The sequence below is a fragment of the Pedobacter psychrotolerans genome, assembly GCF_004340665.1.
In the GTDB taxonomy this organism is placed as follows: domain Bacteria; phylum Bacteroidota; class Bacteroidia; order Sphingobacteriales; family Sphingobacteriaceae; genus Pedobacter; species Pedobacter psychrotolerans.
In genome coordinates, this window is sequence record NZ_SLWO01000006.1 from 258,222 (window position 1) to 280,863 (window position 22,642).

The following is a 22,642-nucleotide window of genomic DNA, read 5'->3' on the forward strand; positions in this document are numbered from 1 at the left end:
TTTATTCTCTATTTCAATTCTTTTGTCTTACATCCGCTCTGGCGAAGTAATTCCTAAAATCAACATCCCGGCATGAATCACATCAGCAGTTTTTTTACAAAGATTTAAACGGAATTGTTTTGTATCGCCTTCTTCTGTCTTTACAATTGGCGGAACTTCATGGTAAAATTTATTAAATAATTTAGCCAGTTCATAGAGATAGTTTGCTAAACTCGCCGGACTATAAGCCTTGGCTGCAACAGCAATCTCTGAAGGGTATTTAGCCAGTTGAAGAATCATTTCCAGTTCTACATCTGATATTCCTGAAAACTGATCATTCCCAACTGCAAAATGATAATCAGATTTTTTTAGAAGTGATTTTATTCTGGCATGGGTATACTGAATAAACGGACCTGTGTTACCTTGAAAATCAATGCTCTCTGCAGGATTAAACAATAAACGTTTTTTAGGTTCAACCTTCAAAAGGAAGTATTTCAGGGCACCCAAACCGATATTTTTATACAATTCTGCTTTATCTTCTTCAGGAAAGTCACTTGTTTTACCCAGCTCTTCTGTTTTTTCACGAGCAGTAGTAATCATGCTTTCAATCAACTCATCGGCATCTACTACCGTTCCTTCGCGGCTTTTCATCTTTCCGTTTGGCAAATCCACCATCCCGTATGATAAATGGTATAAACCTTTGGCCCAGCTTTTTCCTAGTTTTTCAAGGATTAAAAACAACACTTTAAAATGGTAATCCTGCTCATTCCCCACCACATAAATCGACTCATCCATATTGAAATCGTCGTGTTTCATTTCAGCAGTTCCTAAATCCTGAGTAATGTAAACTGAAGTTCCGTCAGCACGTAAAACCAGTTTTTCGTCCAGACCATCAGCAGTTAAATCTATCCAAACCGAACCATCTTCTTTTTTGAAGAAAACACCTTTCTCCAAGCCTTCATCAACCGTATCTTTCCCTAGTAAATAAGTGTTACTTTCGTAATAAAACTTATCAAAATCTACTCCCAGGTTTTTATAAGTCACGTTGAAACCTGCGTAAACCCACTCGTTCATGGTTTTCCAAAGTGAAACTACCGCTTCATCTCCTTTTTCCCAGGCAAGTAACATCTGCTGTGCTTCTTTGATGAGCGGCGCATTTTTCTTGGCTACTTCTTCGGTTTGTCCTTCAGCTTTTAATGCCTCAATTTCCTTTTTAAACTCCTTATCAAAAATCACATAATATTTACCCACCAGGTGATCACCCTTTAAGCCTGAGCTTTCTGGTGTTTCGCCATTCCCCCATTTTTGCCAGGCCAGCATCGATTTACAAATATGAATTCCACGGTCGTTTACCAGGTTAACCTTCACCACATCATAACCATAAGCTTTTAGCAATTCGGAAACCGAATATCCCAACAAATTATTACGAACATGACCCAAATGAAGTGGCTTATTGGTATTTGGCGAAGAATATTCTACCATTACCTTTTTGCCATTAGAGGGGTAAACGCCGAAATCAGACGCTAAAATTTCATTATTGAACTGATTTAAGAAATAACCCTCAGCGATACTTAAATTTAAAAACCCCTTAACAACGTTGAATTTGGTTACATTTTCTACATTCTCCACTAAATATTCACCAATTTCATTTGCGGTTTGCTCTGGTGATTTCTTAGAAAGCTTGGTAATCGGAAAAACAACTAGCGTAACCTGCCCCTCAAATTCTTTACGGGTTTCCTGTATATTGACCACACTTTCGGCAATTTCTTCCTGATAGAGCTCACGAATAGCTTTCTGTGCTTCGGTAATAATAAAATTCATGGCGTAAAAATAATAAAAAAGTCCGAAGTCAGGAGTCAGAAGTCCGAAGTTCAGTTCGCATTGAATAAGACCAAAGTCAATAGATCATCGTAGAATGCTTATTTGTATGATTTCATCACATTCAATATCTGGTGACTTCGATCTTGAGACATCGGACTTTTGAAAAATTCTAATAGCTTTGCATCAACTAAATATTCATGAGCGTAGAAAATCAAAATTTCGAAGTGAGCGTAAACACCGAAATCGGTCGGTTGCGTAAATTATTAATTCATAGTCCGGATAGTGGCCTGGGGAAAGTGGTTCCCTCTAAAGCACAAGATTGGCTTTTTGAAGATATTGTACATTTGGATACGATCCGCAAGGATGAATACGATTATTACATCAAGTTATTAATGTATTTTCTTGATCCTGAAAAAATCAAGGGAAAACTTGCTCAGATAGATTCAGAAGAAGGAAATAGAAATTTCTATAAGCCTAACCATCCTGATTTTCACAATTCCACAGCAGTCATCGAAATTCAGAATCTATTAAGCGAGATGCTGGAGAATGAATCAATCCGTAAAAAATTAGTGGCTGCCGTTTGTGCTATTGAAGGGTGTACGTATAAGGTTCAAATTGAATTGGGCAATACCGATCCGAAGGAGCTTGCCGAAATCTTTATTTCAGGAACTTTGGCGAATGATACCATGATTTTTGCACCCATTCCAAATTTAATCTTCACCAGGGACGTGGGTACTACAATCAATAACTATATTTTATTAAACAAGCCCGCAAAAAAAGCTCGTGTTCGCGAAACGCTTTTAATGCGTTACATCTTTTTCAATCACCCATTGTTTACCGATTATCAAAAGAATGTACTTGAAATTCCGGATGTGACCATGCACTTTTTACGCCCGGGTGATGAACCTGCATTTAGCACAACATTGGAAGGTGGCGATGTCATGATGGTAAGCCCGAACCATGTATTGATTGGTTGCAGCGAAAGAACTTCGGAACACGGTGCCAATGAGGCGATTAAGTTATTGTTTGATCATGATGTAGTGGAGAAGGTAACGGTAGTTAAAATACCAAGCAAACGCGATTATATGCACTTGGATACTGTTTTTACACAAGTTAAACGCAACACCTGGGTGATCTTAAATTCTATTGCACATTCGCCAAAATACAATCCTTATGAGCCGATCAACTTTTTAAAAGAGCCGGAAGCGTTAGAATCTACAACTGCCATTCAGTTTACAAAAGCGAATCCACAGGAACCCAAACATTTTGAACATGTGGAGGCATTGCTAAACGATATTAGTCAGAATGATTTAAAAAGCACTGAACCAACAAAAATAATTTACAGCGGAAATAACCAGTTCCCTTACGATTCCAGAGAGCAGTGGACAGATTCCTGTAACCTTTTAGCCATAAAAGAAGGTGTAGTTTTAGGTTACGACAGAAATGACAAAACCGTAGAGGCGTTTAAAGCAGCTGGATTTGATGTAGTTGATGTGAAAGATTTAATTCAGGACCTGGAAAGTGGCAAAGCTGATGCAGAAACCATTACCGACACCTTGATTTTAATGCCATCAGCGGAATTATCACGTGCCCGTGGAGGTTTCCATTGCATGAGTTTACCTATTTTAAGAGACAACTTGGTTTATTAGTCATTGGTTTATTTGGATATTGGTGCATAACCTTTGCGTAATAAAATTGATAGTTAGTTAATATCTAATTGACTAATGAAAGATTGAACTAATGACCAATGAACGATTTGACAAGTGAACTAATGTACTAATGACTAATGAAAGATTAAACTAATGAAACAAATAACCAACCACCTTTTAATGATCCGCCCGGTTGACTTCAAATTTAACGAGCAAACCGCTGCAAATAATAAATTTCAAGTGGCATCACTAGAAAGCGATGTTCAGAATCAGGCATTAAAAGAGTTTGATGGCTTTGTTGAATTGCTCAGGAAAAACGATGTTGATGTTACGGTTATTGACGACACCCTACAGCCAGAAACACCAGACTCTATCTTTCCAAACAACTGGGTTTCCTTTCACGATGATGGCTCGATTTACCTTTACCCGATGTTTTCTGAAAACCGCCGGTTAGAACGCAGAAAAGATATTTTAGAGGGCTTAAAAGAAAAGTTTGAAGTGAATCATGTGAGCGACTTAAGTTTCTATGAAATGCAATACGCATTTTTAGAAGGAACTGGGAGCATGGTGCTTGATCGTGTAAATAAGATCGCATATGCTTGTTTAAGTGTTCGTACCGACCAGGTAGTATTGGATAACTTTTGCATGTTAACTGGTTACGAATCCGTTTCATTTCAAGCCGTAGACAATACAAACTTCCCGATTTACCACACCAATGTGATGATGTGCATTGGAGATCGTTTCGCGGTGATTTGTCTGGATTCGATTCGGAATGATAAAGAAAAATTGGCGGTGATGTTAAAGCTTACCAATAGCGGAAAAACGATCATAGAGATTACACTTGATCAAATGAACCATTTCGCAGGTAATATGCTACAGGTAGCTGATCAAAATGGTGAAAGTTTGTTAGTGATGTCTGAACAAGCCTACTTATCACTTTCAAAAGAGCAAGTTGCCTCATTGGAACATTTTAGCCGAATCATTTATGCACCAATTTATACGATCGAAAAAAATGGTGGTGGCAGTGCAAGGTGTATGTTGGCAGAGATTCATTTGCCAAAGAAATAAGCTTCATCCGAATCCTTGTTTGGTGACTCACTAAACAACTACCCAAATTTAACTAAGCTGTTCGGTTTGTCACCACCCAAGGGCTTGTAATCTCTCATTCCCTGGTTGGTGATACACCACAACATTCCATTCCAATAAGTTTTAGTACTTTCGCGGAAAATTACAACACCAATTATGTCTTTAGTAAAACAACTCCAAACACGGTCAGGAAACAAATGCGAATTATGCACAGCAGATACAGGTTTAAGCGTATACGAAGTTCCACCAATCAGCAATGCCAATAGTGATAACAGTATTTTGGTTTGTAAAACTTGCTTAGATCAGATTGAAAAAACAGAACAACTTGATGTAGCACACTGGAAAATCCTAACTGAAACCATGTGGTCTGAATTTCCCCCGGTACAGGTAGTAGCCTGGAGAATGCTAAGCAGATTAAGAAATGAAGGCTGGGCATCAGATAGTCTGGATATTCTATATCTTGATGAGGAAACACTTGACTGGGCTAAAAAAACCGGCGACCATGAATCAGATGGAACTGTAGAATTTCATCAGGACAGCAATGGCACTCGCCTATATGAAGGAGATACAGTTGTATTGGTTAAAACACTGGATGTTAAAGGATCAACATTAAGCGCAAAATTGGGCACAGTAGTTAAAAATATCCGTTTAGTACACGACAATACCGAACAAATTGAAGGTAAAGTTGAGGGACAAACGATTGTAATTTTGACTAAGTATTTGAGAAAGGGATAATCATTTTTTTATGAAATAGCAACCTCATTGCTGCAGCATCAGCAGCAATGAGGTTGCCACGAAACGGAGAAAAACCGTTTCTCACAATGACGGCCGCGTTAGTATGATGCCTTAGTTTTTTTGTCTCCCCCCGAACATTATAATGTTCAGCAATAATCTCCTATCTAATTTACCACACCGGTGGTGCATAGAAGTTTTGTAAATTCTCGCAATTATATCCAAACTTAGTTAATAGAGAAACAGCATCGCTGATTTTATCCAGGCTAGAGTCGATTCTCAAAATCTTGTCGGAATCCGACAAATCTACACTCCATGTAGCACCGGAAAGCAAAGTATTTAAATGATGAGAGATGTTATTCAATTCAATGCCTGATTGAATATTTGTTTTAAAGATCGAGATCATAATTGGGATGATTATAAATAAGTATTCCTTAATATTGATTAATTACCTAAGGGTGTAGACGATCTAAGTTTAAAATTACTTTAAAAAATTTAAAATAAGATATTAAATACTGATTAATAGCTCATTAATTTAATGAATTATCTAATATTTCGTTAATAAAAATATTAGATTCGCTATTCAAACGTAAATATAAGCATAAGCCTGATGAATCTAAACCTGATGGAGTGCGCACGAATCCCGGTTTTTTCTATCGGGGGAAGTAAAACGGAAAGCAGGACTAATCTTTAATTGAAATATAGATTTTGCTTTCCAAAGCTAATAAAGTACTTTCCCGCTGATTTAAATGATCTACGCAGAGAACATATTATGATCTGCTAAAATTTAAGATAGCTGCAGGAAATATTCCGCTTATTCAAATATTAAACTACACTCATCGTGCCTATTCAGGTTTAAAAAAGTGAGGTGAGCATATTCTGTGTAAAACTAATGCGTTTCTCTACAGTAAAAATATTTTTAATAAAGATTAATTCTCGATTTAAAATTACATTTTTGCAAAAATTATTTAAGATTAAATGCAGAGTTATTCAGAATTTCTCGATCTAAGCGTTGGCTTTCCACAAGAAGGCTTTGATGTAATAGATGATGAATTATATTTTCAGGATTTAAACCTGATGGAAATGATTGAAACTTATGGTACCCCCCTACGTTTCACCTATTTACCGCTGGTAAGTAAGAAGATTCAACAGGCGAAGATTCTTTTCCAGACTGCCATTTTGAAGAACAACTATCGTGGTGATTATAAATATTGTTATTGCACGAAAAGCTCGCACTTTAAACATATTGTAGAAGAGGCATTGAAGAACAACATTCACCTTGAAACTTCTTCTGCTTTTGATATGCCAATGGTTGATGCTTTAGAGAAAAAGGGTCATTTAACTAAAGATACGACGATCATTTGTAACGGCTTTAAAACCTACCAATACAAGCAATATATTATTGATATGTTGCATGATGGATATACTAATATCATCCCGGTATTGGATAATAAAGAGGAATTTAATCTTTTTGATGATGAGGTTGATATTGAAACGCCTTGCAATTTAGGGATCCGGATTGCAGCTGAAGAGCAACCTGATTCTCAATTTTACACCTCCCGCTTAGGTGTGCGTATGGAAGATATTATTGATTTCTACAACAATAAAATCGTTCACAACCCGAACTTCCGTGTAAAATTATTACACTTCTTTATTAACTCCGGGATTACAGATTCACCTTATTACTGGAATGAATTAGAGAAATATGTAACACTTTATTGCAAGTTCAAAAAAATCAATCCTGATTTAGATACTCTTGATATTGGTGGTGGGATGCCATTTAAAGATTCATTAGTTTTCGATTTCGATTACGAATACATGGTAAACGAAATTGTAAAGCGGATTAAAGAAATCTGTGCTATACACGAGGTAATGGAGCCAGATATTATTACTGAATTTGGTAAATATACCGTAGCTGAGGCCTCTGGTATTCTATACAAAGTACTCGGTCGTAAACAACAAAATGATCGTGAGCGTTGGTTAATGTTAGATGGTTCTTTCATCACTAACTTACCTGATGTTTGGGCGTTAAACCAAAAGTACATCTTATTGCCAATTAACAACTGGGATGCGGAATATGAACGGGTAAACTTGGGGGGTATTACCTGCGATGGACAGGATTACTATAATCAGGAGGCTCATATGAACAGTGTGTTTATGCCGAAAACGCGTAAGGTACAGTATTTAGGTTTCTTTCATACTGGTGCTTACCAGGAGGTTTTAAGCGGTTATGGTGGAATTCACCATTGCTTACTGCCAAGCCCGAAACATGTATTGATCCGCAGAAACCGCGATGAAAGCTTTAATTTTGAGGTTTTTGGAGAAGAACAGAATAGTAAGCAGGTATTGAAGATACTGGGTTACTAATAAGTTTGGAGTTGAGCGTTTGGAGTTTGAGTTCCATGCGTCTAAAAAAACTAAGAGCGCTAAGTATTTACTTGGCGCTTTTTTTATAGGTTTCGTCATTGCGAGTCGGTTTTTCAGCCGCCGAAGCAATCTCTTTGCTAAATAGATTGCTTCGTGCCTCGCAATGACGTGATGGCGTAAAATGTTTTTCTTTGCGTAATTTTCTTTGCTAACTTAGCGGTTAAGTTAAACCATATCATATGCAATTCGGTAAAGTAGACGACCCCACCATTATAGATTATACCCTCCCATCTGATGCTCCTGAAACAGCGGCAATCTTGAAAGCAAATAAATCAAAGCAGGATTTCAATGCTTACGTAGGTTGTGCCAAATGGAATAAAGCAGATCTAAAGGGTTTTTATCCGAAGGGAACAAAAGATGAACTCACTTACTATTCTACTCAATTCAACTCCATAGAACTGAATGCAACTTTTTATGGTATGCCTTCAAGTGAGCAAGTCATCACCTGGACAGAAAAAACACCAGCAGATTTTAAATTTTTCCCGAAGCTTACCAATACAGTAAGTCATTTCAAAAGGCTCATTAACGTTAAAGAACCTGTGGAGCAATTTTGCGATGCGATTAGTAATTTCGAGGATAAACTGGGAATGGCTTTTCTACAGTTGCACGACAATTTCAAACCAAAAGATTTTGAAAGATTAAAAATCGTTGTAAATGAATTTCCCAAAGTGATTCCTTTAGGCGTGGAAGTGAGAAACCAGGAGTGGTTCTCAAACGCTGCCATAGCAACTGAATTTGCTAAATTATTTGAAGATCATGGCATCACGAACATCATTGTAGACACCGCCGGTCGCAGAGATATGCTGCACATGCGTTTAACCACACCAACGGCATTTATCAGATTTGTGGGCGCAAATGTAGATGAAATAGATAAAAAGCGTTTGGATGACTGGGTGGAAAGAATAGCAGAATGGAAAAAACAAGGATTGGAAAACCTCTACTTCTTTGTTCACCAAAATGTAGAACTATCCTCGCCGTTATTCTCTGCCTACTTCACAGAAAAATTAAATAAGGCCCTTGGAATCGATTTGAAAATTCCGGTAATGGCTAATCAAATCTCGCCTTCGCTATTCTAAATTTAAAACCCTTGCATTTCCCCTAAAAACTGCAAGGGTTATATGCGCTTATAAACCGCTTCAATAGCCTTTGTTTCTTCCTCCCCTGGCATGATATTATAAGCTAAAAAAATGATTTCGTCAATATTAATAATTTCAAGTTCAGTACGCCAGCCAAATAGTTGATCACCATATTCCGGATTTCCATAAGTGCCTAAAATTGAAAATCCATTTTCTGTAGGCTCGCCTGTAGCCTGCATCATTTGCGTACCCATATGAAAACTATCTATCCAGCTAAAAGTAAATTTCTGATAAGGGATATCAAAACCAATAATCATTTTTCCTATTAAAGGTTTTCCCTCCAAACTACTTTGATAATCATAACAAATGAAACGGCCATCTAAAATTGAGGTGATTCTTGCTGTTGATAGGCACTCATCGACCAAAACATCCTTTTCAAACCATGTTTTTGTAATTCCTGACCAATCGCCAACTAAATCTTGAAGTTTTTGATGAGCCCCGTTTGCCAGAGATTGCTCGAATTTATTTTGTGCCATACTCAAACTTAAATAATATTGCTGAATATTGAATGATAATTGTAAATTGTAATGGGCGACGTAACGACCAGTTATCAGGATTAGATTATTCAACATTAATTCCATGCTAAAAACACTAGATTTAAGTCAAGTGATAGTACTTGATATAGAAACCGTTCCACAACATCAATCATATGATGATGTTCCACCCCATATGCAGGAGTTATGGGAACAAAAAACCATTCATCAAAGAAAAACTGATCAAAATGCTGTAGATTTTTACGAAAGAGCGGGGATTTTAGCTGAGTTTGGAAAGATCATTTGCATTAGCCTTGGAATTTTTAGCTTTCAAAATAAATCCTATTCCTTAAGGCTTAAGTCTTTTGCGGGAGACGATGAAAGAGAAATTCTGGAACAATTTAGCCAATTAATTGAAAAACAATCTGCTTCGCTTAAGTTTTGTGCACATAACGGAAAAGAGTTTGATTATCCATACATCTGCAGACGACTTTTGGTAAACGGGCTGGAAATACCTGTACAATTAGATATATCTGGTAAAAAACCGTGGGAAGTGAATCATTTAGATACCATGGAAATGTGGAAATTTGGCGATTACAAACATTTTATATCCTTGAATTTGTTGGCTACCATCTTGAATATTCCAACCCCTAAAGATGATATAGATGGCAGTCAGGTGAGGCAAGTTTACTATGAGGAAAAAAATCTAGACCGGATAGTAACTTACTGTCAAAAAGATGTGGTAACCACTGCCCAAGTGCTTTTAAAATTTAAAGGAATGGATATTATTTCAGAGGAAAACATTACCATTGTATCTTAATGCTAAACGTTGAAAATTTAACAATTGATTTCTATAACCAGGATGAAAAAAACTGGTTCAGAGCCGTTAAGACCATCAGTTTTAAGGTAAAAAAAGGAACTGTTTTAGGCATCGTAGGTGAATCGGGTTCGGGTAAATCTGTAACTTCATTTTCCATTATGCGCCTGCACGATGAAAAATCAGCCCAAATAACTGGCGATATTGATTTTGAAGAAATCAGCTTACTCAATTTAAGTTCAAATGAAATCCGCCAGATTAGAGGCAACCAGATTTCAATGATTTTTCAGGAACCGATGACTTCCTTAAATCCAGTTTTTACTTGTGGTGAACAGGTTGCAGAAGCCATTATTTTGCATCAAAAAGTAGATCAGATCACCGCTAAACAACTTACTATAAACCTTTTTAATGAGGTTCAGCTCCCCAGACCTGAGAAGATTTTTGACAGCTATCCACATCAAATTTCAGGCGGACAAAAACAAAGGTTGATGATTGCAATGGCCCTTAGCTGTAATCCAAAATTGCTGATCGCCGATGAACCGACAACAGCCCTGGATGTAACTGTACAAAAAACCATTCTTCAGCTATTGCTAAAGCTTAAAGAAGAACGAGACATGGCCATGATTTTCATTTCGCATGACTTAGGTGTAGTGAACGAAATTGCAGATGAAGTTGCGGTGATGTATAAAGGTGAAATTGTAGAGCAAGGGCTAGCAGAAACGATATTTAAAAATCCACAGCATCCATATACCAAAGGTCTATTGGCCTGTCGCCCATCGCCTGCACTACAGTTAAAAAAACTTCCGGTGGTTGCAGATTTCATGACCGGACAATTTGATGATGCCAATGCACATTTACAAGCTTCGAATCAGTTAACCGAAAAAGAAATTAATACACGCAGATCAAGCCTGTATGCCCAAAAACCTTTACTTGAGATAAAAGATCTTTGTACCTGGTATCTAATTCGTAATGGTCTATTTGGTAAAGCAACCGATTATTTAAAGGCAGTTGATCATATTAGCTTTGAGGTTTTTCCAGGTGAAACATTAGGTTTGGTTGGAGAGTCAGGCTGTGGCAAGACAACACTTGGACGAACCATTCTAAGGTTAATTCAGCCAACTTCGGGCCAAATTATCTTTAACGGAATGGATATTACAAACATCAGCAAATCCGAATTAAGAAAGTTGCGTAAAGATATTCAAATCGTTTTTCAAGATCCTTATGCCTCATTAAACCCGAAATTAAGTATCGGGCAATCCATTCTGGAACCGCTGCAAGTGCATAAACTTTATGAAAATGATGCCATCCGAAAACAGAAGGTTTTGGAATTATTAAATAAAGTTGGACTAAAGGAAGAACATTTTAATCGTTATCCACACGAATTTAGCGGAGGTCAGCGACAACGTGTGGTTATTGCCAGAGCCCTGGCTTTAGAACCAAAGTTTATCATCTGTGATGAATCTGTTTCTGCACTTGATGTATCAGTTCAAGCTCAGGTTTTAAATCTGATTAGAGATTTACAAAGGGAATTTGGATTAACCTATATTTTCATTTCACATGATCTCGCGGTAGTAAAACACATCTCCGATCGGATTCTGGTAATGAACAAAGGTAAAATAGAAGAAGAAGGATTTCCCGAACAAATTTTCTATGCACCAAAGGCAGAATACACCAGAAAGTTGATTGACGCCATTCCAGGAAATTAAATCTGTAAAGGTTAAGTATAGGAAGATGATATAACTGAATCGTCTAGCTGCATTTAGTTCAGCACCTTTCTATTAAATTTTAAAGTTACCAACTCTATGTTAAAATACATTTTTATCGTGCTGGGTCTTATAAGTACAGCAGCGAGCGCACAAAAAATTCAAATTATTGATTCTGCAGCTATTTTCAATCAAGCACCTTTTGCAGCCTGCCATGCATCAACACTAGTTGAATTAAATAATGGTAAAATCATGGCCGCATGGTTTGGTGGAAAACATGAAGGCGATTCGCATGTAGAAATTTGGTCATCCACTAAAACAGGCAAAAACTGGAGCAAACCTGTACCTGTTGCAAATGGAAAAATGAATGATTCCAGTAGCCTTGCCTGCTGGAATCCTGTTCTATTTCAATCAAAAAGTGGTCTATTAACCTTACATTATAAAGTTGGCCCTAACCCTCGGGCATGGTGGGCCATGTACAAAACGTCTAAAGATAATGGGAAAACGTGGTCTGATGCCGTTAGGCTACCTGATGGTTATCTTGGACCAATCAAAAATAAACCTATACAACTTCATAATGGCACTATTATTTATCCATCAAGTACAGAGAGTTTAGATGAAAAAACCTGGAAAGTTCATGTGGAAAAATCAGATGATCAAAATAATAACTGGAGGAAAATTGAAATAGATTGCGATACTTTTGGTGTGATTCAGCCATCAATCCTTACTTACCAAAATGGAAAACTGCAGCTATTATGTAGAAGCCGGCAAAATGTAATTGCAGAAAGCTGGTCGGAAGATAATGGAGAAAAATGGTCTAAGATTCAAGCCACTCAACTTCCTAATCCTAATTCGGGTAGTGATGCTGTCACTTTGAAAGACGGAAGACAACTACTTATTTATAATCCTCTAAGTGCTGGCAAAAACTGGTGGGAAGGACGCTCAGTTTTAAAACTGGCCATTTCTACCGATGGGAAAAGCTGGAAGGACATCCATACCTTCGAAAATCACCTAACTGGTGAATATAGTTATCCAGCGATCATTCAGGATAAAAATGGAAATGTACATGTAAGCTACACCGACAAGCGAAAGAAAATCAAATATATGGTTTTCAAGATCATAAATTAACCGCTTATAACTAAGGTAAATTTCATAGCTTTTAACAATTTACACCTCAAAAATGACCGTTTAAGCATCTTTTCTGTATCTTCGATAAATTCAGTTTTTTAAAATATGGCAAAGAAAAAATCGGGAAATATAAAATTGGTTCTGAATCAATTGGTTAGTGATGTTTTTGAAAAAAATAATAATCAGCTACTCAATTATAAGCAAGTATCAGCCAAGTTAAACCTTAACGATCAGGAATCTAGAGAAACAATTCTGGAAATTTTGAAAGAAGGAAAAAGCACCGGTGTTTTTCTTGAACCGGAAAAAGGAAAATTTAAACTTAAAGATCTTCAAAACTTTATTATTGGTACAGTTGATATGACCGCTGATGGTTCAGCTTATATTGTACCCGCCGATGAGTTTGAAAAAGACATTTTTGTAGCGCCAAAAAAACTCAAAAATGCTTTACACGGCGATACGGTAAAGGCTTATGTTTTCGCTAAAAAGAGCGGACGTAAAAATGATGGAGAAGTTATCGAAATTATTAAACGTTCAAAATCAGATTTTACAGGTGTGATTAAAATTTCTGATCGCTTTGCATTTGTAATTGCTGATGATAAAAAGATGATGCACGATATTTTTGTGCCATTGGCAGATACCCTTGATGCTAAAAATGGTCAGCGTGTTCTGGTATCTTTATCTGATTGGCCAGAAAGTGCAAAAAATCCAATTGGTATTGTAAAACATGTGTTGGGAAACCAAGGGGAAAACAATACCGAAATGAATGCGATTCTTGCTCAATATGGATTTCCATTGGAATTTCCACCACAAGTAGAGAAGGAAGCGAATGCCATTCCTGAAGAAATTTCTGCTGCTGAGATCGCAAAGCGGAAAGACTTTAGAAATATACTCACCTTTACCATTGATCCTGCTGATGCCAAGGATTTTGATGATGCCATTTCTTACCAGAAACTGCCAAATGGCAACCATGAAATTGGTGTACATATTGCAGATGTTTCGCATTATGTAATTCAGGGAACTGATTTAGATAAAGAAGCTTATAGTCGTGCAACGTCTGTTTATCTGGTTGATCGTGTGATTCCGATGTTACCTGAACGTTTAAGCAATGGCGTATGTTCCCTTCGTCCGCATGAAGATAAATTATGCTTCGCTGCCGTTTTTGAATTGGACGAACAAGCAAACATTCAAAATGAATGGTATGGCAGAACAGTAATTCATTCGGATAGACGATTTAGTTATGAGGAAGCACAAGAAGTGATTGAAAATAAGGCTGGTGATCATGCCGAAGAAATCCTTAAGCTTAACGAACTGGCTTACATCTTACGCGATCGAAAGTTTAAAAATGGTGCCATTAGTTTTGAAAGCACAGAAGTGAAATTTAAGCTGGACGGATCTGGAAAACCTATTGGTGTTTATGTAAAAGAACGTAAAGATGCACATAAACTGATTGAAGATTACATGCTTTTGGCAAATAGAAAAGTAGCCGAATATGTGGCAAAAAAACAAAAAGGCGAGAAAAAACTCACTTATGTTTATCGCGTTCACGATTCTCCAAACATGGAGACCCTAAATACATTTGCCACTTTTGCATCTCGCTTCGGCTATAAAATTAACACTAAATCTGATAAGGAAATTGCAAAATCGCTGAATCATTTAATGGCTGATGTTGAGGGTAAAAAAGAACAAAATATTCTAACTTCTCTGGCTATTCGCTCTATGGCTAAAGCCATATACTCCACAAAAAAGACCAGTCACTATGGGCTAGCTTTTGAGTATTATACACATTTTACCTCTCCTATCAGACGTTATCCTGATGTAATGGCACACCGGCTTTTACAAACCTATCTGGATGGTGGCAAATCAGCTGATGCAGAATTTTATGAAGTGGCCTGCGTACATTCATCTGCCATGGAAAAAAGAGCAGCTGATGCTGAAAGAGCATCTATAAAATACAAACAGGCAGAATATCTTGAAGATAATATTGGTACAGAATACAAAGGAATTATTTCTGGCGTTACCGAATGGGGAATGTACGTAGAGATTGAAGAAAATAAATGTGAAGGTATGATTCGCTTGCGTGATATTTCTGACGATTTTTATGTTTTGGATGAGAAAAATTACTGTATTGTAGGTCAACGTAAAAAGAAAAAATACCAGCTTGGAGATGAAGTAATGATTCGTGTAAAAAAGGTTGACCTGGCTAAACGTCAGATTGATTTTACGCTTATTGCTGACTAACCACTAAACGATTGAATAGTTATTAACATTTTCTAAAATTAGAGTGTTATTGTATTAAACCAATGACGTAAAAACAACATAAAATATGATTAATAATGTTGATTTTTGAAAATCCAATCTGATCATAAAAAAACGAAGAAGAAGAGGTTATAAATTTTTGAAAGAAAAACCTCAATAACAAATAGTGCATGCATACAACAGAGCAATTACAACAAATTTTAGAAACAGCAATACAAAATTTAAAGTTCCCTGATCATCCCAAACAGCTTTATGATCCAATCACCTACATTATTAATCTTGGTGGTAAACGCATTCGTCCGCTATTGGTTTTAATGGGCACTGAATTATTTGGAAAAGATGCACATGATTCCATTCATGCAGCAATGGCCATTGAGGTTTTCCACAACTTTACACTTGTGCATGATGACATTATGGACAATGCGCCTTTACGCAGGGGAAAAGCAACCGTGCATGAAAAATGGAGCACCAACACGGCAATTTTAAGCGGAGATGTGATGATGGTTGAAGCCAATAAAAATCTGGCTAAGGTTAATCCCATTTTCTTAAAAGATGTTCTGGACACTTTTAATGCAACAGCTCAGGGTGTTTGCGAAGGTCAGCAACTCGACATGGAATTTGAAAGTCGAGATGATGTTAGTATTGAAGAGTATATCAATATGATCCGGTTGAAAACGGCTGTTTTATTGGGAGGAGCATTAAAACTAGGTGCCATTATCGCTGGCGCATCAGAAAAAGATGCTGATCTCATTTATCAGTTTGGTGAAAATATTGGTATTGCATTTCAGCTGCAAGACGATATTTTGGATGTTTATGCCGATCCAGAAAAATTTGGAAAGCAGGTTGGCGGCGATATCATTGCTAATAAAAAAACGTTTTTATTATTAAAAGCTTTTGAATTAGCTAATGGCGAAATCAAGGAAGCATTAGATACCTGGACTGGTTACAAAGATTTTGACAATAAAGAAAAAGTTGAATCGGTCAGATTAGTTTATGACACTCTGGATATTCAGAATGTTGCCAAGGAAAGCATGAATAAATATTTAGATCAGGCACTTTATTTATTCAAGCAAATTAACGTTAATGAGGTGCAAAAATCAAACCTGTTAACCTTAACGAATCAGTTAATGGCTAGAGAATATTAACAAAGCCAGTCCCAAAATGGGACCAGCTTTATCTTGTTGTTTTTTGGGTTAAGATTTTACAAGTTTATATTTTATCCAGAAATCTGACGACTTTGAGCCAGGAGCATTACCCTCGAGTCCTTCAGGTGGCCGTTGCCCGCCAGCACCTCGGCCTCCGCCTCCCATTCCTCCATGACCTCCTCCCATGCCACCTTTTTCTCCTCTACCTCCTGGTCTACCCTCGCTCATTGGTTTGTTACCATCTTTCTTGAAACCTGATTGTCTGGGCTGGTTAATTTTCACATTATACACCAGCGGTTTCTTAAAATCTAAACTTACCTGTAATTGCGCTAAAGGAATACTTAATTCATAAATGAGATCTCTATTAGGATGTATACTCATCCCAGTTGTAATTCCACTTTGATTAATGGCTGGTAAATTACCATCAGCTATATTTTTAAATCCCGATATCTTAATACTTTTATTCACTGCATTAGGATCATGAATTTCACTGCCTTCATTCGGCCATGGTTTATCTTTTCCTTCAGTATCTTTAGGTATTGGAGGTTTATCCATCAAAGGAAAAATTAATTTTATCCCGTCCTTTTTCTTCCCCTCAGTATTGATATTCAAGGTAATTCCACCACGTAAAATACTAAAAGTTGTTTGGGGATCTAAAGATTCTATAATGATATAGAGATTTTGATCGTCGTTGGCCAGCGCAAAAGCGAGTTTAGTAGCATCATTATATTGGTTAAGCGGTTCGTTCCATTCATTTGATATACCATCAGCCTTAAAGGCTTTATTCATTCGGATATTTTCTTCAACCTCCTGGGCACTTAGCGAATAACAGCAAGAAATAATGGAAAAGAGAAACAACGTAATTAACTTAATATTCATCGTATATAATTTACTGGCTAATTTACACCGATGCATTGTTAAAATATGTTATTTAACAGCGTTTAACATTGTTAAATAAGCTTAAACGCAAAAAAGTCCCGATTTGCATCGGGACTTTTCTATATAAATTTTATACTAATTATTCTGCTGGTGCAGCTTCTTCAGTAGCTTCTTCTTTTTTTGCAGTTGCTTTTTTAGCTTTTGCCGGAGCTGGAATAGCTTCAACTTCTACTGCAGCTGCTTCTTTTTTTGCCAATGGTTTTTTAGCTAATGCTTCTTCGATTTCAACGTCTAAAATAGGAAGAATAGAAACATAAGATTTGTTATCTTGTTTTTTTCTGAAAACAACTGTACCATCAATCAAAGCGAATAATGTATGGTCTTTTCCTAAACCAACATTTTTATCTGGATGGTGTTTTGTACCACGTTGACGTACTAAAATATTTCCAGCGATAGCTAACTGACCACCGAAAATTTTAATACCTAAACGCTTACTATGCGATTCACGTCCGTTTTTCGAACTACCGGCTCCTTTTTTGTGTGCCATGATTTTATATTTTGTAACTCGCTAAAGCGAATTATTGGGTTAACAATTAATTATAACGTGATATCAGAGATCTGAATCTTAGTGAAAAACTGACGGTGACCGTTTTTCTTTTTATAACCTTTTCTACGTTTTTTATGGAAAATGATTACTTTATCACCTTTTAAATGAGATACGATCTTAGCTGAAACAACAGCACCTTTAACTGCAGGAGCACCTACAGTAATTGCACCACCATTATCAACCAACAATACATTATCAAATTCAATACTAGCGCCTTCATCTCCTTGCAATCTGTGTACAAAAAGGTGCTGGTCTTTAGCAACTTTAAATTGCTGCCCTGCTATATTTACTATTGCGTACATTGTTTAAATATTAGTTTTTTAATTTTTATTTAACGAGGTGCAAATATAGAATAAATTCAATTAACACACAAACACATATCAAAAATATTTTCACTTTAATAAATCGGAAAATATTTTTAATCGCTTCCTTCTATTTACCTGATCTTCTTTCTGCCTGTAATAATGTTTCCTGAATGATCTTTCTCATTTGAACGGCAGCATCTAATAGCTTCGGATTACCATCAAAATCACCATAAACGGTTACATGTTTAGATTTCTCCTTATAATTAAAGGTAATATCGTAACGGGGAATAGATTGAGATTTATTACTTTTTTTACCGATGGTGTCAGGAAAGTTCCATAAGCCTATTTCATTTGCCTTCCTATGCATATATAAAATATCATCACTCTTTAAGAAAAACTTTTTAGTGATGACCGAATCTTTGTTATTTACATAATGGTATACTCCTGTTTTAGAGTCATAGTTATTTTCTAAGGGATCTTTTACGCCATAACTGAATTGCATCGATACAAAATCATCTTTCCGAAAAGGTGCGTTTTGGATAATGGGCTTATAATAGATATAACAATAAATGATCATCGGAACGATGATGGTAATGGCTAAGAATATTTTTTTTCCTCTTGTTGACACGATGTGAATTATTGAATGAATGAATTATAAATGAGTGATTGAGTAAATGAGTAGCTAATTTACAAACGCTGCAAAGTTTGCATTTTTTTTCTGAAAGACCTTCTCATCCCAAAATCATTTAATGACGATTAAGAAATTATAAAAACAGACTCTCGACTAATGACTTTCAACTCAGGACTCTTTTAACTCCCCTTCCCACTTGCTTACAACAGCTGTAGCAATGCTATTTCCAACTACATTAGTTGCAGAACGTCCCATATCTAACAAAGGATCAATACCGATCAACAATGCTAAACCAGCCTCTGGAATATTAAAACTGGCAATTGTACCTGCAATAACGACGAGTGAGGCCCTTGGTACACCAGCAATTCCTTTACTGGTTAACATTAAAATCAGCAACATGGATATTTGTTGTTCGAAACCTAAATGTATTCCATAAGCCTGTGCAATAAATAAGGAAGCAAAAGTCATGTACATCATTGAACCGTCCAGGTTAAACGAATAACCTAATGGAAGTACAAAACTTACAATCTTATCTTTACAGCCAAAACGCTCTAATAATAGCATCGTTTTTGGATATGCGGCCTCACTGCTCGCTGTACTGAAAGCCAGGATTGCTGGTTCTTTCATATCATTAACCAATCTAAACACTCGCTTTTTCAGGATTAGAAATCCTATAAAAATCAAAACCGCCCAAAGTAGTGCTAATCCAAAATAGAATTCGCCAATAAATATGGCATAGGTATTTAATACATTTAAGCCCTGCTTGGCTACAATGGAGGTCATGGCACCAAAAACTGCCAACGGAGCAAAATTCATCACATAGCCAGTCATTTTTAAAATCACATGTGCAATAGCATCGAAAGCTTTAATTACCACCTGACCTAAATCGCCGATGGCTGCTGTAGCTACACCAAAGAATAAGGAGAATACAACAATCTGTAAAATTTCATTGGTCGCCATAGATTCGGCAATGCTTTTTGGAAACACATGTGCGATAAAATCTTTTACGCTCATCGAAGCTTTTTGAATACCCGTATTCACCAACTCATCTGGTAAAGTTAGTTTCATATGTTTGCCTGGCTCAAACAGGTTGACTAGAATTAATCCCAGCACCAGCGACATCAGGGACATGGCCATAAACCAGCCTAATGTTTTACCGCCAATACGCCCTACAGCTTTAATATCACCTACTTTGGCTACGCCAACTACAAGTGTAGTAAACACGAGTGGTGCAACGATCATTTTTATTAAGCGGAGAAAGATATCGCTCAACAAAGTAAAATACTCCAGTTTTTTCTCGCGAATTTCCTCATTTTCCCTTTTAATATTAACATTAGCCTTGCGTTCAGCCCTGAGCTGTGTATAAGCGGCAGATGCAGTATCTGTAGTTTTAGCGATATTAACTTCTATGCTTTTAACCTTGGCATCTGCATTCAGAATATTTTGATTGTAAACATCAATAGAATTAACGTTTAAAATATATCCTAAGCCAATACCGGCAATCAGCGCAATGAAAATAAAAAGTGTGAGTTTGTTTTTCTTCATGAATAAAAAAGTTTGTGGCCCTGTTAATTTGGTAAAACTACGATATTTAGGTGGTGTAACAAATTTTGATTTTCGACACTGGTAAAAAGCATATTATTTTTACTTTCGCTGTAACATTAATATCTAAATTATATCTAAAAACCATTACACGCCCTTAAATGGAACAAAAAGACAAACTATTTAAAGAAATCTTTGATTCTAATTCCAAAAAGATATTCCATTTATGTTATGGTTATACCGGCGATACCGATGCTGCAAATGATCTGTTGCAGGAAACATTTTTAAAAGTCTGGCAGAATTTAGATAAGTTCAGAAACAAATCTTTAATCTCTACCTGGATCTACAGAATTGCCGTAAACACTTGCTTAACTTATTTAAGATCAGAAAAAAGACAGGCTAAGGATGAATTAACAGATAATATTATTGAAAATAAAATCGAGGAGTTTTCTGAAAAAAATGAGCAGGTTGCACTTTTATATAAATGCATTTCTAAACTCGAAGAAAACGATCGTTTAATTATTACAATGGTACTGGATGAATTGCCTTATCATGAAATTGCTGATATATCTGGCATTAGCGAAGGCAACTTAAGAGTTAAAATTCACCGCATTAAACAAAAATTAACAGAACTATACAACCAATATGCAAGCGTTTGATCAAATACAGGAGTTGTGGCAAAAGCACGAGGTAGAAGTTAAGTTTTCTGCTGATGAAATGTTGCAACAAGCCAAAAAAGAGGTAAATGGTTTAAAGCTGAAATCAGCTTTGAACATCCTGGGCATGGCTGCCTCATTTATTGCTATTGTAGCATTATGGATTTTCTTTCATTTCAATTCATGGACTACACATGTTGGTATTAGCATCACGATAATTACTATTGGTGTCTATACCATTATTCTTTACAGGGATTATCGATTAATTTCCAGAACAGATTTTACAGCTCACCCCAATGAATATCTGAATAATTTAAAAACTTATCAAATTAACCGCTATAAGCTTTATAACACATTATATTGGTTCTACACCGTAGCGCTTTCTCTGGGCATTATATTTTATTTCATAGAAATTCTGAGTCTTTTTAGCTTGATTCAAAAGGTTATTGCAATTGGCTTAACGTTTCTATGGATTCTATTTTGTTCAACCATTCTAAGAAAAGCCGTAATAAAAAGAGAAAAGGAAAGAATTGCTTTACTAATCGAAAAATTTGAAAGGATTAGTCAGCAAATTTCTACACCATAAAATTTTAGGCACGGTTTTTTAGCATTTAAAATCTGAATGAAAAAACTGCTTATACCTATTATTTTTTTACTGGCATTGCCACTAACTTTTGGATTTAGACAGGATTATACAGAACCTGTTCAAATAAACTGGGAAACTTATTACAAAGCAAAGGCTGATGACAACTCTCCATTCTTTGCCCTCACCGCAATGAGATGGCAGTACAGCTATGAATCTAGCGTGTATAGAAACCGGGTGATTATTAAGCTTAAAAATGAGGTTACCATTGATAAAAACCGCTCCTGGGTAAAGTGGGATAAAATTAAAAACCCGCAAGTTAGCGCAGACTTGCTACATCATGAGCAAGGGCATGTAAACATTCAATACATCCTGCTCTCAGAAGCAGAAAGGGTATTAAAAAACCGAAATTATTCTGTTAAAAACTATAAAGCTCAAATTTCACAATTGGCCAATGAAGTAAGCAGTTACTTCGATACCATGCAACGGAACTACGATGAAGAAACGGAACACGGCAGCAATCACAAAATGCAAGCCCGATGGGATCAGATTATTAGGGATAAAACTGAAGAATCCAGAGCAGCAAGTTTAGCTGAAGCAGGAAAGTAGCTTTGGAATAAATATAATGGCACCAATAATTACCGCTAAAAAGGCAGTCACCAATACAGCACCCGCGGCTACATCCTTAACTATCTTAATCTTGGGATGATATTCCGGAGAAACTACATCAGCAAGTTTTTCGATAGATGCATTAATCATCTCAGTAACAATAACAGCACCAATCATTAGGAGAATTGTCACCCATTCTAATGCTGAAATATGAAGTAACCACGATAACCCAATGGCTATAATAGCTGCACAAAAATGCACACGGCCATTGTGATCATTCATCAAAAATAACCTCAGACCATTAATAGCATATTTAAAGCTTCTTAATCTCTCAATAATTGAAAATTTATTTTTTCCGTCCATTGAACATCAAAGGTACAATGATTACTTTTCTTTTAATAGAATAGATTTCCCATTAAGAAATAAAGCCTCAATAACTTTATCAAAAAACTGATGAAGTTATTAAGGCTGCAAATAC

General features: G+C 36.3%; 22 protein-coding genes. 13 read left to right on the plus strand and 9 right to left on the minus strand.

The window, feature by feature from the left end; genetic code table 11:
* Positions 1 to 27 precede the first annotated feature (27 nt).
* Positions 28 to 1,800, minus strand: coding sequence for an arginine--tRNA ligase (gene argS / locus EV200_RS16470; RefSeq protein WP_132534586.1), 1,773 nt, complete (start codon positions 1,798 to 1,800; stop codon positions 28 to 30).
* A gap of 197 nt (positions 1,801 to 1,997) precedes the next feature.
* Between argS and EV200_RS16475 the strand changes: the two genes are divergently transcribed.
* From EV200_RS16475 to EV200_RS16485, 3 genes are all read left to right on the plus strand, one after another.
* Positions 1,998 to 3,449 carry an arginine deiminase family protein gene (locus EV200_RS16475; protein ID WP_132534588.1) on the plus strand — a complete coding sequence of 484 codons (1,452 nt, stop codon included), beginning with the start codon at positions 1,998 to 2,000 and terminating at the stop codon, positions 3,447 to 3,449.
* A 153-nt stretch (positions 3,450 to 3,602) separates the two neighbouring features.
* Positions 3,603 to 4,517 (plus strand): citrulline utilization hydrolase CtlX, encoded by a 915-nt coding sequence (ctlX, locus tag EV200_RS16480; RefSeq protein ID WP_132534590.1) that lies wholly within the window; start codon positions 3,603 to 3,605, stop codon positions 4,515 to 4,517.
* A 174-nt stretch (positions 4,518 to 4,691) separates the two neighbouring features.
* Complete coding sequence (locus EV200_RS16485; protein ID WP_132534592.1) at positions 4,692 to 5,270, plus strand: PhnA domain-containing protein; 579 nt, start codon at positions 4,692 to 4,694, stop codon at positions 5,268 to 5,270.
* Between the two features lie 169 nt (positions 5,271 to 5,439).
* Here EV200_RS16485 and EV200_RS16490 read toward each other — a convergent pair whose 3' ends face one another.
* Positions 5,440 to 5,673, minus strand: a complete 234-nt coding sequence (locus EV200_RS16490; protein WP_132534594.1) for a hypothetical protein — start codon at positions 5,671 to 5,673, stop codon at positions 5,440 to 5,442.
* Between the two features lie 572 nt (positions 5,674 to 6,245).
* Between EV200_RS16490 and EV200_RS16495 the strand changes: the two genes are divergently transcribed.
* Together EV200_RS16495 and EV200_RS16500 are read left to right on the plus strand one after the other, a co-directional pair.
* Complete coding sequence (locus EV200_RS16495) at positions 6,246 to 7,634, plus strand: arginine decarboxylase (protein ID WP_132534596.1); 1,389 nt, start codon at positions 6,246 to 6,248, stop codon at positions 7,632 to 7,634.
* A 239-nt stretch (positions 7,635 to 7,873) separates the two neighbouring features.
* Positions 7,874 to 8,770 (plus strand): DUF72 domain-containing protein, encoded by an 897-nt coding sequence (locus EV200_RS16500; protein ID WP_132534598.1) that lies wholly within the window; start codon positions 7,874 to 7,876, stop codon positions 8,768 to 8,770.
* Positions 8,771 to 8,808: 38 nt separating this feature from the next.
* Here EV200_RS16500 and EV200_RS16505 read toward each other — a convergent pair whose 3' ends face one another.
* Positions 8,809 to 9,402, minus strand: coding sequence for a DUF1579 domain-containing protein (locus tag EV200_RS16505; protein WP_229676859.1), 594 nt, complete (start codon positions 9,400 to 9,402; stop codon positions 8,809 to 8,811).
* A 7-nt stretch (positions 9,403 to 9,409) separates the two neighbouring features.
* On the opposite strand from EV200_RS16505, the gene EV200_RS16510 reads away from it, so the two are divergent.
* The 5 genes from EV200_RS16510 to EV200_RS16530 all read left to right on the plus strand — a co-directional run bounded on the left by EV200_RS16510 (position 9,410) and on the right by EV200_RS16530 (position 16,352).
* Entirely contained in the window at positions 9,410 to 10,123 is a 714-nt protein-coding gene (locus EV200_RS16510) for a 3'-5' exonuclease (RefSeq protein WP_132534600.1), read from the plus strand.
* The gene (locus tag EV200_RS16515) at positions 10,123 to 11,826 is read left to right on the plus strand and encodes an ABC transporter ATP-binding protein (protein WP_132534602.1); all 1,704 of its coding nucleotides are present in this window, start codon (positions 10,123 to 10,125) and stop codon (positions 11,824 to 11,826) included. Before EV200_RS16510 ends, EV200_RS16515 begins: the two co-directional genes overlap by 1 nt.
* A 96-nt stretch (positions 11,827 to 11,922) precedes the next feature.
* The gene (locus EV200_RS16520; protein WP_132534604.1) at positions 11,923 to 12,951 is read left to right on the plus strand and encodes a sialidase family protein; all 1,029 of its coding nucleotides are present in this window, start codon (positions 11,923 to 11,925) and stop codon (positions 12,949 to 12,951) included.
* Between the two features lie 105 nt (positions 12,952 to 13,056).
* The gene (gene rnr, locus EV200_RS16525; protein ID WP_132534606.1) at positions 13,057 to 15,189 is read left to right on the plus strand and encodes a ribonuclease R; all 2,133 of its coding nucleotides are present in this window, start codon (positions 13,057 to 13,059) and stop codon (positions 15,187 to 15,189) included.
* Positions 15,190 to 15,377: 188 nt separating this feature from the next.
* Positions 15,378 to 16,352 (plus strand): polyprenyl synthetase family protein, encoded by a 975-nt coding sequence (locus EV200_RS16530; protein ID WP_132534608.1) that lies wholly within the window; start codon positions 15,378 to 15,380, stop codon positions 16,350 to 16,352.
* A 48-nt stretch (positions 16,353 to 16,400) separates the two neighbouring features.
* On the opposite strand, the gene EV200_RS21915 is transcribed toward EV200_RS16530, so the two are convergent.
* From EV200_RS21915 to EV200_RS16555, 5 genes are all read right to left on the minus strand, one after another.
* Positions 16,401 to 17,231, minus strand: a complete 831-nt coding sequence (locus tag EV200_RS21915; RefSeq protein ID WP_188754125.1) for a hypothetical protein — start codon at positions 17,229 to 17,231, stop codon at positions 16,401 to 16,403.
* A gap of 139 nt (positions 17,232 to 17,370) precedes the next feature.
* On the minus strand, positions 17,371 to 17,778 hold the full coding sequence (gene rpmA, locus EV200_RS16540; RefSeq protein ID WP_132534610.1) for a 50S ribosomal protein L27: 408 nt from the start codon (positions 17,776 to 17,778) through the stop codon (positions 17,371 to 17,373).
* Between the two features lie 50 nt (positions 17,779 to 17,828).
* Complete coding sequence (rplU, locus tag EV200_RS16545) at positions 17,829 to 18,140, minus strand: 50S ribosomal protein L21 (protein WP_132534612.1); 312 nt, start codon at positions 18,138 to 18,140, stop codon at positions 17,829 to 17,831.
* 130 nt (positions 18,141 to 18,270) lie between these two features.
* Positions 18,271 to 18,771, minus strand: coding sequence for a hypothetical protein (locus tag EV200_RS16550; protein ID WP_132534614.1), 501 nt, complete (start codon positions 18,769 to 18,771; stop codon positions 18,271 to 18,273).
* A 171-nt stretch (positions 18,772 to 18,942) separates the two neighbouring features.
* Positions 18,943 to 20,319: a dicarboxylate/amino acid:cation symporter gene (locus EV200_RS16555; protein WP_132534616.1), complete on the minus strand. Its 1,377-nt coding sequence runs from the start codon at positions 20,317 to 20,319 to the stop codon at positions 18,943 to 18,945.
* A 158-nt stretch (positions 20,320 to 20,477) separates the two neighbouring features.
* On the opposite strand from EV200_RS16555, the gene EV200_RS16560 reads away from it, so the two are divergent.
* Genes EV200_RS16560 through EV200_RS16570 form a run of 3 tightly spaced genes read left to right on the plus strand, consistent with a single transcriptional unit; the run spans position 20,478 to position 22,164 of the window.
* On the plus strand, positions 20,478 to 20,975 hold the full coding sequence (locus tag EV200_RS16560; RefSeq protein ID WP_029286005.1) for an RNA polymerase sigma factor: 498 nt from the start codon (positions 20,478 to 20,480) through the stop codon (positions 20,973 to 20,975).
* Positions 20,962 to 21,558: a hypothetical protein gene (locus tag EV200_RS16565; protein WP_132534618.1), complete on the plus strand. Its 597-nt coding sequence runs from the start codon at positions 20,962 to 20,964 to the stop codon at positions 21,556 to 21,558. The genes EV200_RS16560 and EV200_RS16565 overlap by 14 nt, the downstream gene beginning before the upstream one ends.
* A 36-nt stretch (positions 21,559 to 21,594) precedes the next feature.
* Complete coding sequence (locus tag EV200_RS16570) at positions 21,595 to 22,164, plus strand: DUF922 domain-containing protein (protein ID WP_132534620.1); 570 nt, start codon at positions 21,595 to 21,597, stop codon at positions 22,162 to 22,164.
* Here the strand turns inward: EV200_RS16570 and EV200_RS16575 are convergent.
* A complete protein-coding gene (locus tag EV200_RS16575) occupies positions 22,144 to 22,527 on the minus strand; it encodes a diacylglycerol kinase family protein (protein WP_132534622.1) in 384 nt (127 codons plus the stop codon). The two genes, EV200_RS16570 and EV200_RS16575, sit on opposite strands and share 21 nt — an antisense overlap.
* Between the last annotated feature and the right edge of the window lie 115 nt (positions 22,528 to 22,642).

Bases quoted from the DNA above. Each gene is read 5' to 3' on its own strand.
- EV200_RS16555 (WP_132534616.1), bottom strand. From the start codon at position 20,319: ATGAAGAAAAACAAACTCACACTTTTTATTTTCATTGCGCTGATTGCC.
- EV200_RS16575 (WP_132534622.1), bottom strand. From the start codon at position 22,527: ATGGACGGAAAAAATAAATTTTCAATTATTGAGAGATTAAGAAGCTTT.
- EV200_RS16500 (WP_132534598.1), top strand. From the start codon at position 7,874: ATGCAATTCGGTAAAGTAGACGACCCCACCATTATAGATTATACCCTC.
- EV200_RS16475 (WP_132534588.1), top strand. From the start codon at position 1,998: ATGAGCGTAGAAAATCAAAATTTCGAAGTGAGCGTAAACACCGAAATC.
- EV200_RS16530 (WP_132534608.1), top strand. From the start codon at position 15,378: ATGCATACAACAGAGCAATTACAACAAATTTTAGAAACAGCAATACAA.
- EV200_RS16515 (WP_132534602.1), top strand. From the start codon at position 10,123: ATGCTAAACGTTGAAAATTTAACAATTGATTTCTATAACCAGGATGAA.
- EV200_RS16520 (WP_132534604.1), top strand. From the start codon at position 11,923: ATGTTAAAATACATTTTTATCGTGCTGGGTCTTATAAGTACAGCAGCG.
- EV200_RS16505 (WP_229676859.1), bottom strand. From the start codon at position 9,402: ATGTTGAATAATCTAATCCTGATAACTGGTCGTTACGTCGCCCATTAC.
- rnr (WP_132534606.1), top strand. From the start codon at position 13,057: ATGGCAAAGAAAAAATCGGGAAATATAAAATTGGTTCTGAATCAATTG.
- EV200_RS16485 (WP_132534592.1), top strand. From the start codon at position 4,692: ATGTCTTTAGTAAAACAACTCCAAACACGGTCAGGAAACAAATGCGAA.
- EV200_RS21915 (WP_188754125.1), bottom strand. From the start codon at position 17,231: ATGAATATTAAGTTAATTACGTTGTTTCTCTTTTCCATTATTTCTTGC.
- EV200_RS16490 (WP_132534594.1), bottom strand. From the start codon at position 5,673: ATGATCTCGATCTTTAAAACAAATATTCAATCAGGCATTGAATTGAAT.
- EV200_RS16560 (WP_029286005.1), top strand. From the start codon at position 20,478: ATGGAACAAAAAGACAAACTATTTAAAGAAATCTTTGATTCTAATTCC.
- rpmA (WP_132534610.1), bottom strand. From the start codon at position 17,778: ATGGCACACAAAAAAGGAGCCGGTAGTTCGAAAAACGGACGTGAATCG.
- ctlX (WP_132534590.1), top strand. From the start codon at position 3,603: ATGAAACAAATAACCAACCACCTTTTAATGATCCGCCCGGTTGACTTC.
- EV200_RS16565 (WP_132534618.1), top strand. From the start codon at position 20,962: ATGCAAGCGTTTGATCAAATACAGGAGTTGTGGCAAAAGCACGAGGTA.
- argS (WP_132534586.1), bottom strand. From the start codon at position 1,800: ATGAATTTTATTATTACCGAAGCACAGAAAGCTATTCGTGAGCTCTAT.
- rplU (WP_132534612.1), bottom strand. From the start codon at position 18,140: ATGTACGCAATAGTAAATATAGCAGGGCAGCAATTTAAAGTTGCTAAA.
- EV200_RS16570 (WP_132534620.1), top strand. From the start codon at position 21,595: ATGAAAAAACTGCTTATACCTATTATTTTTTTACTGGCATTGCCACTA.
- EV200_RS16510 (WP_132534600.1), top strand. From the start codon at position 9,410: ATGCTAAAAACACTAGATTTAAGTCAAGTGATAGTACTTGATATAGAA.
- EV200_RS16495 (WP_132534596.1), top strand. From the start codon at position 6,246: ATGCAGAGTTATTCAGAATTTCTCGATCTAAGCGTTGGCTTTCCACAA.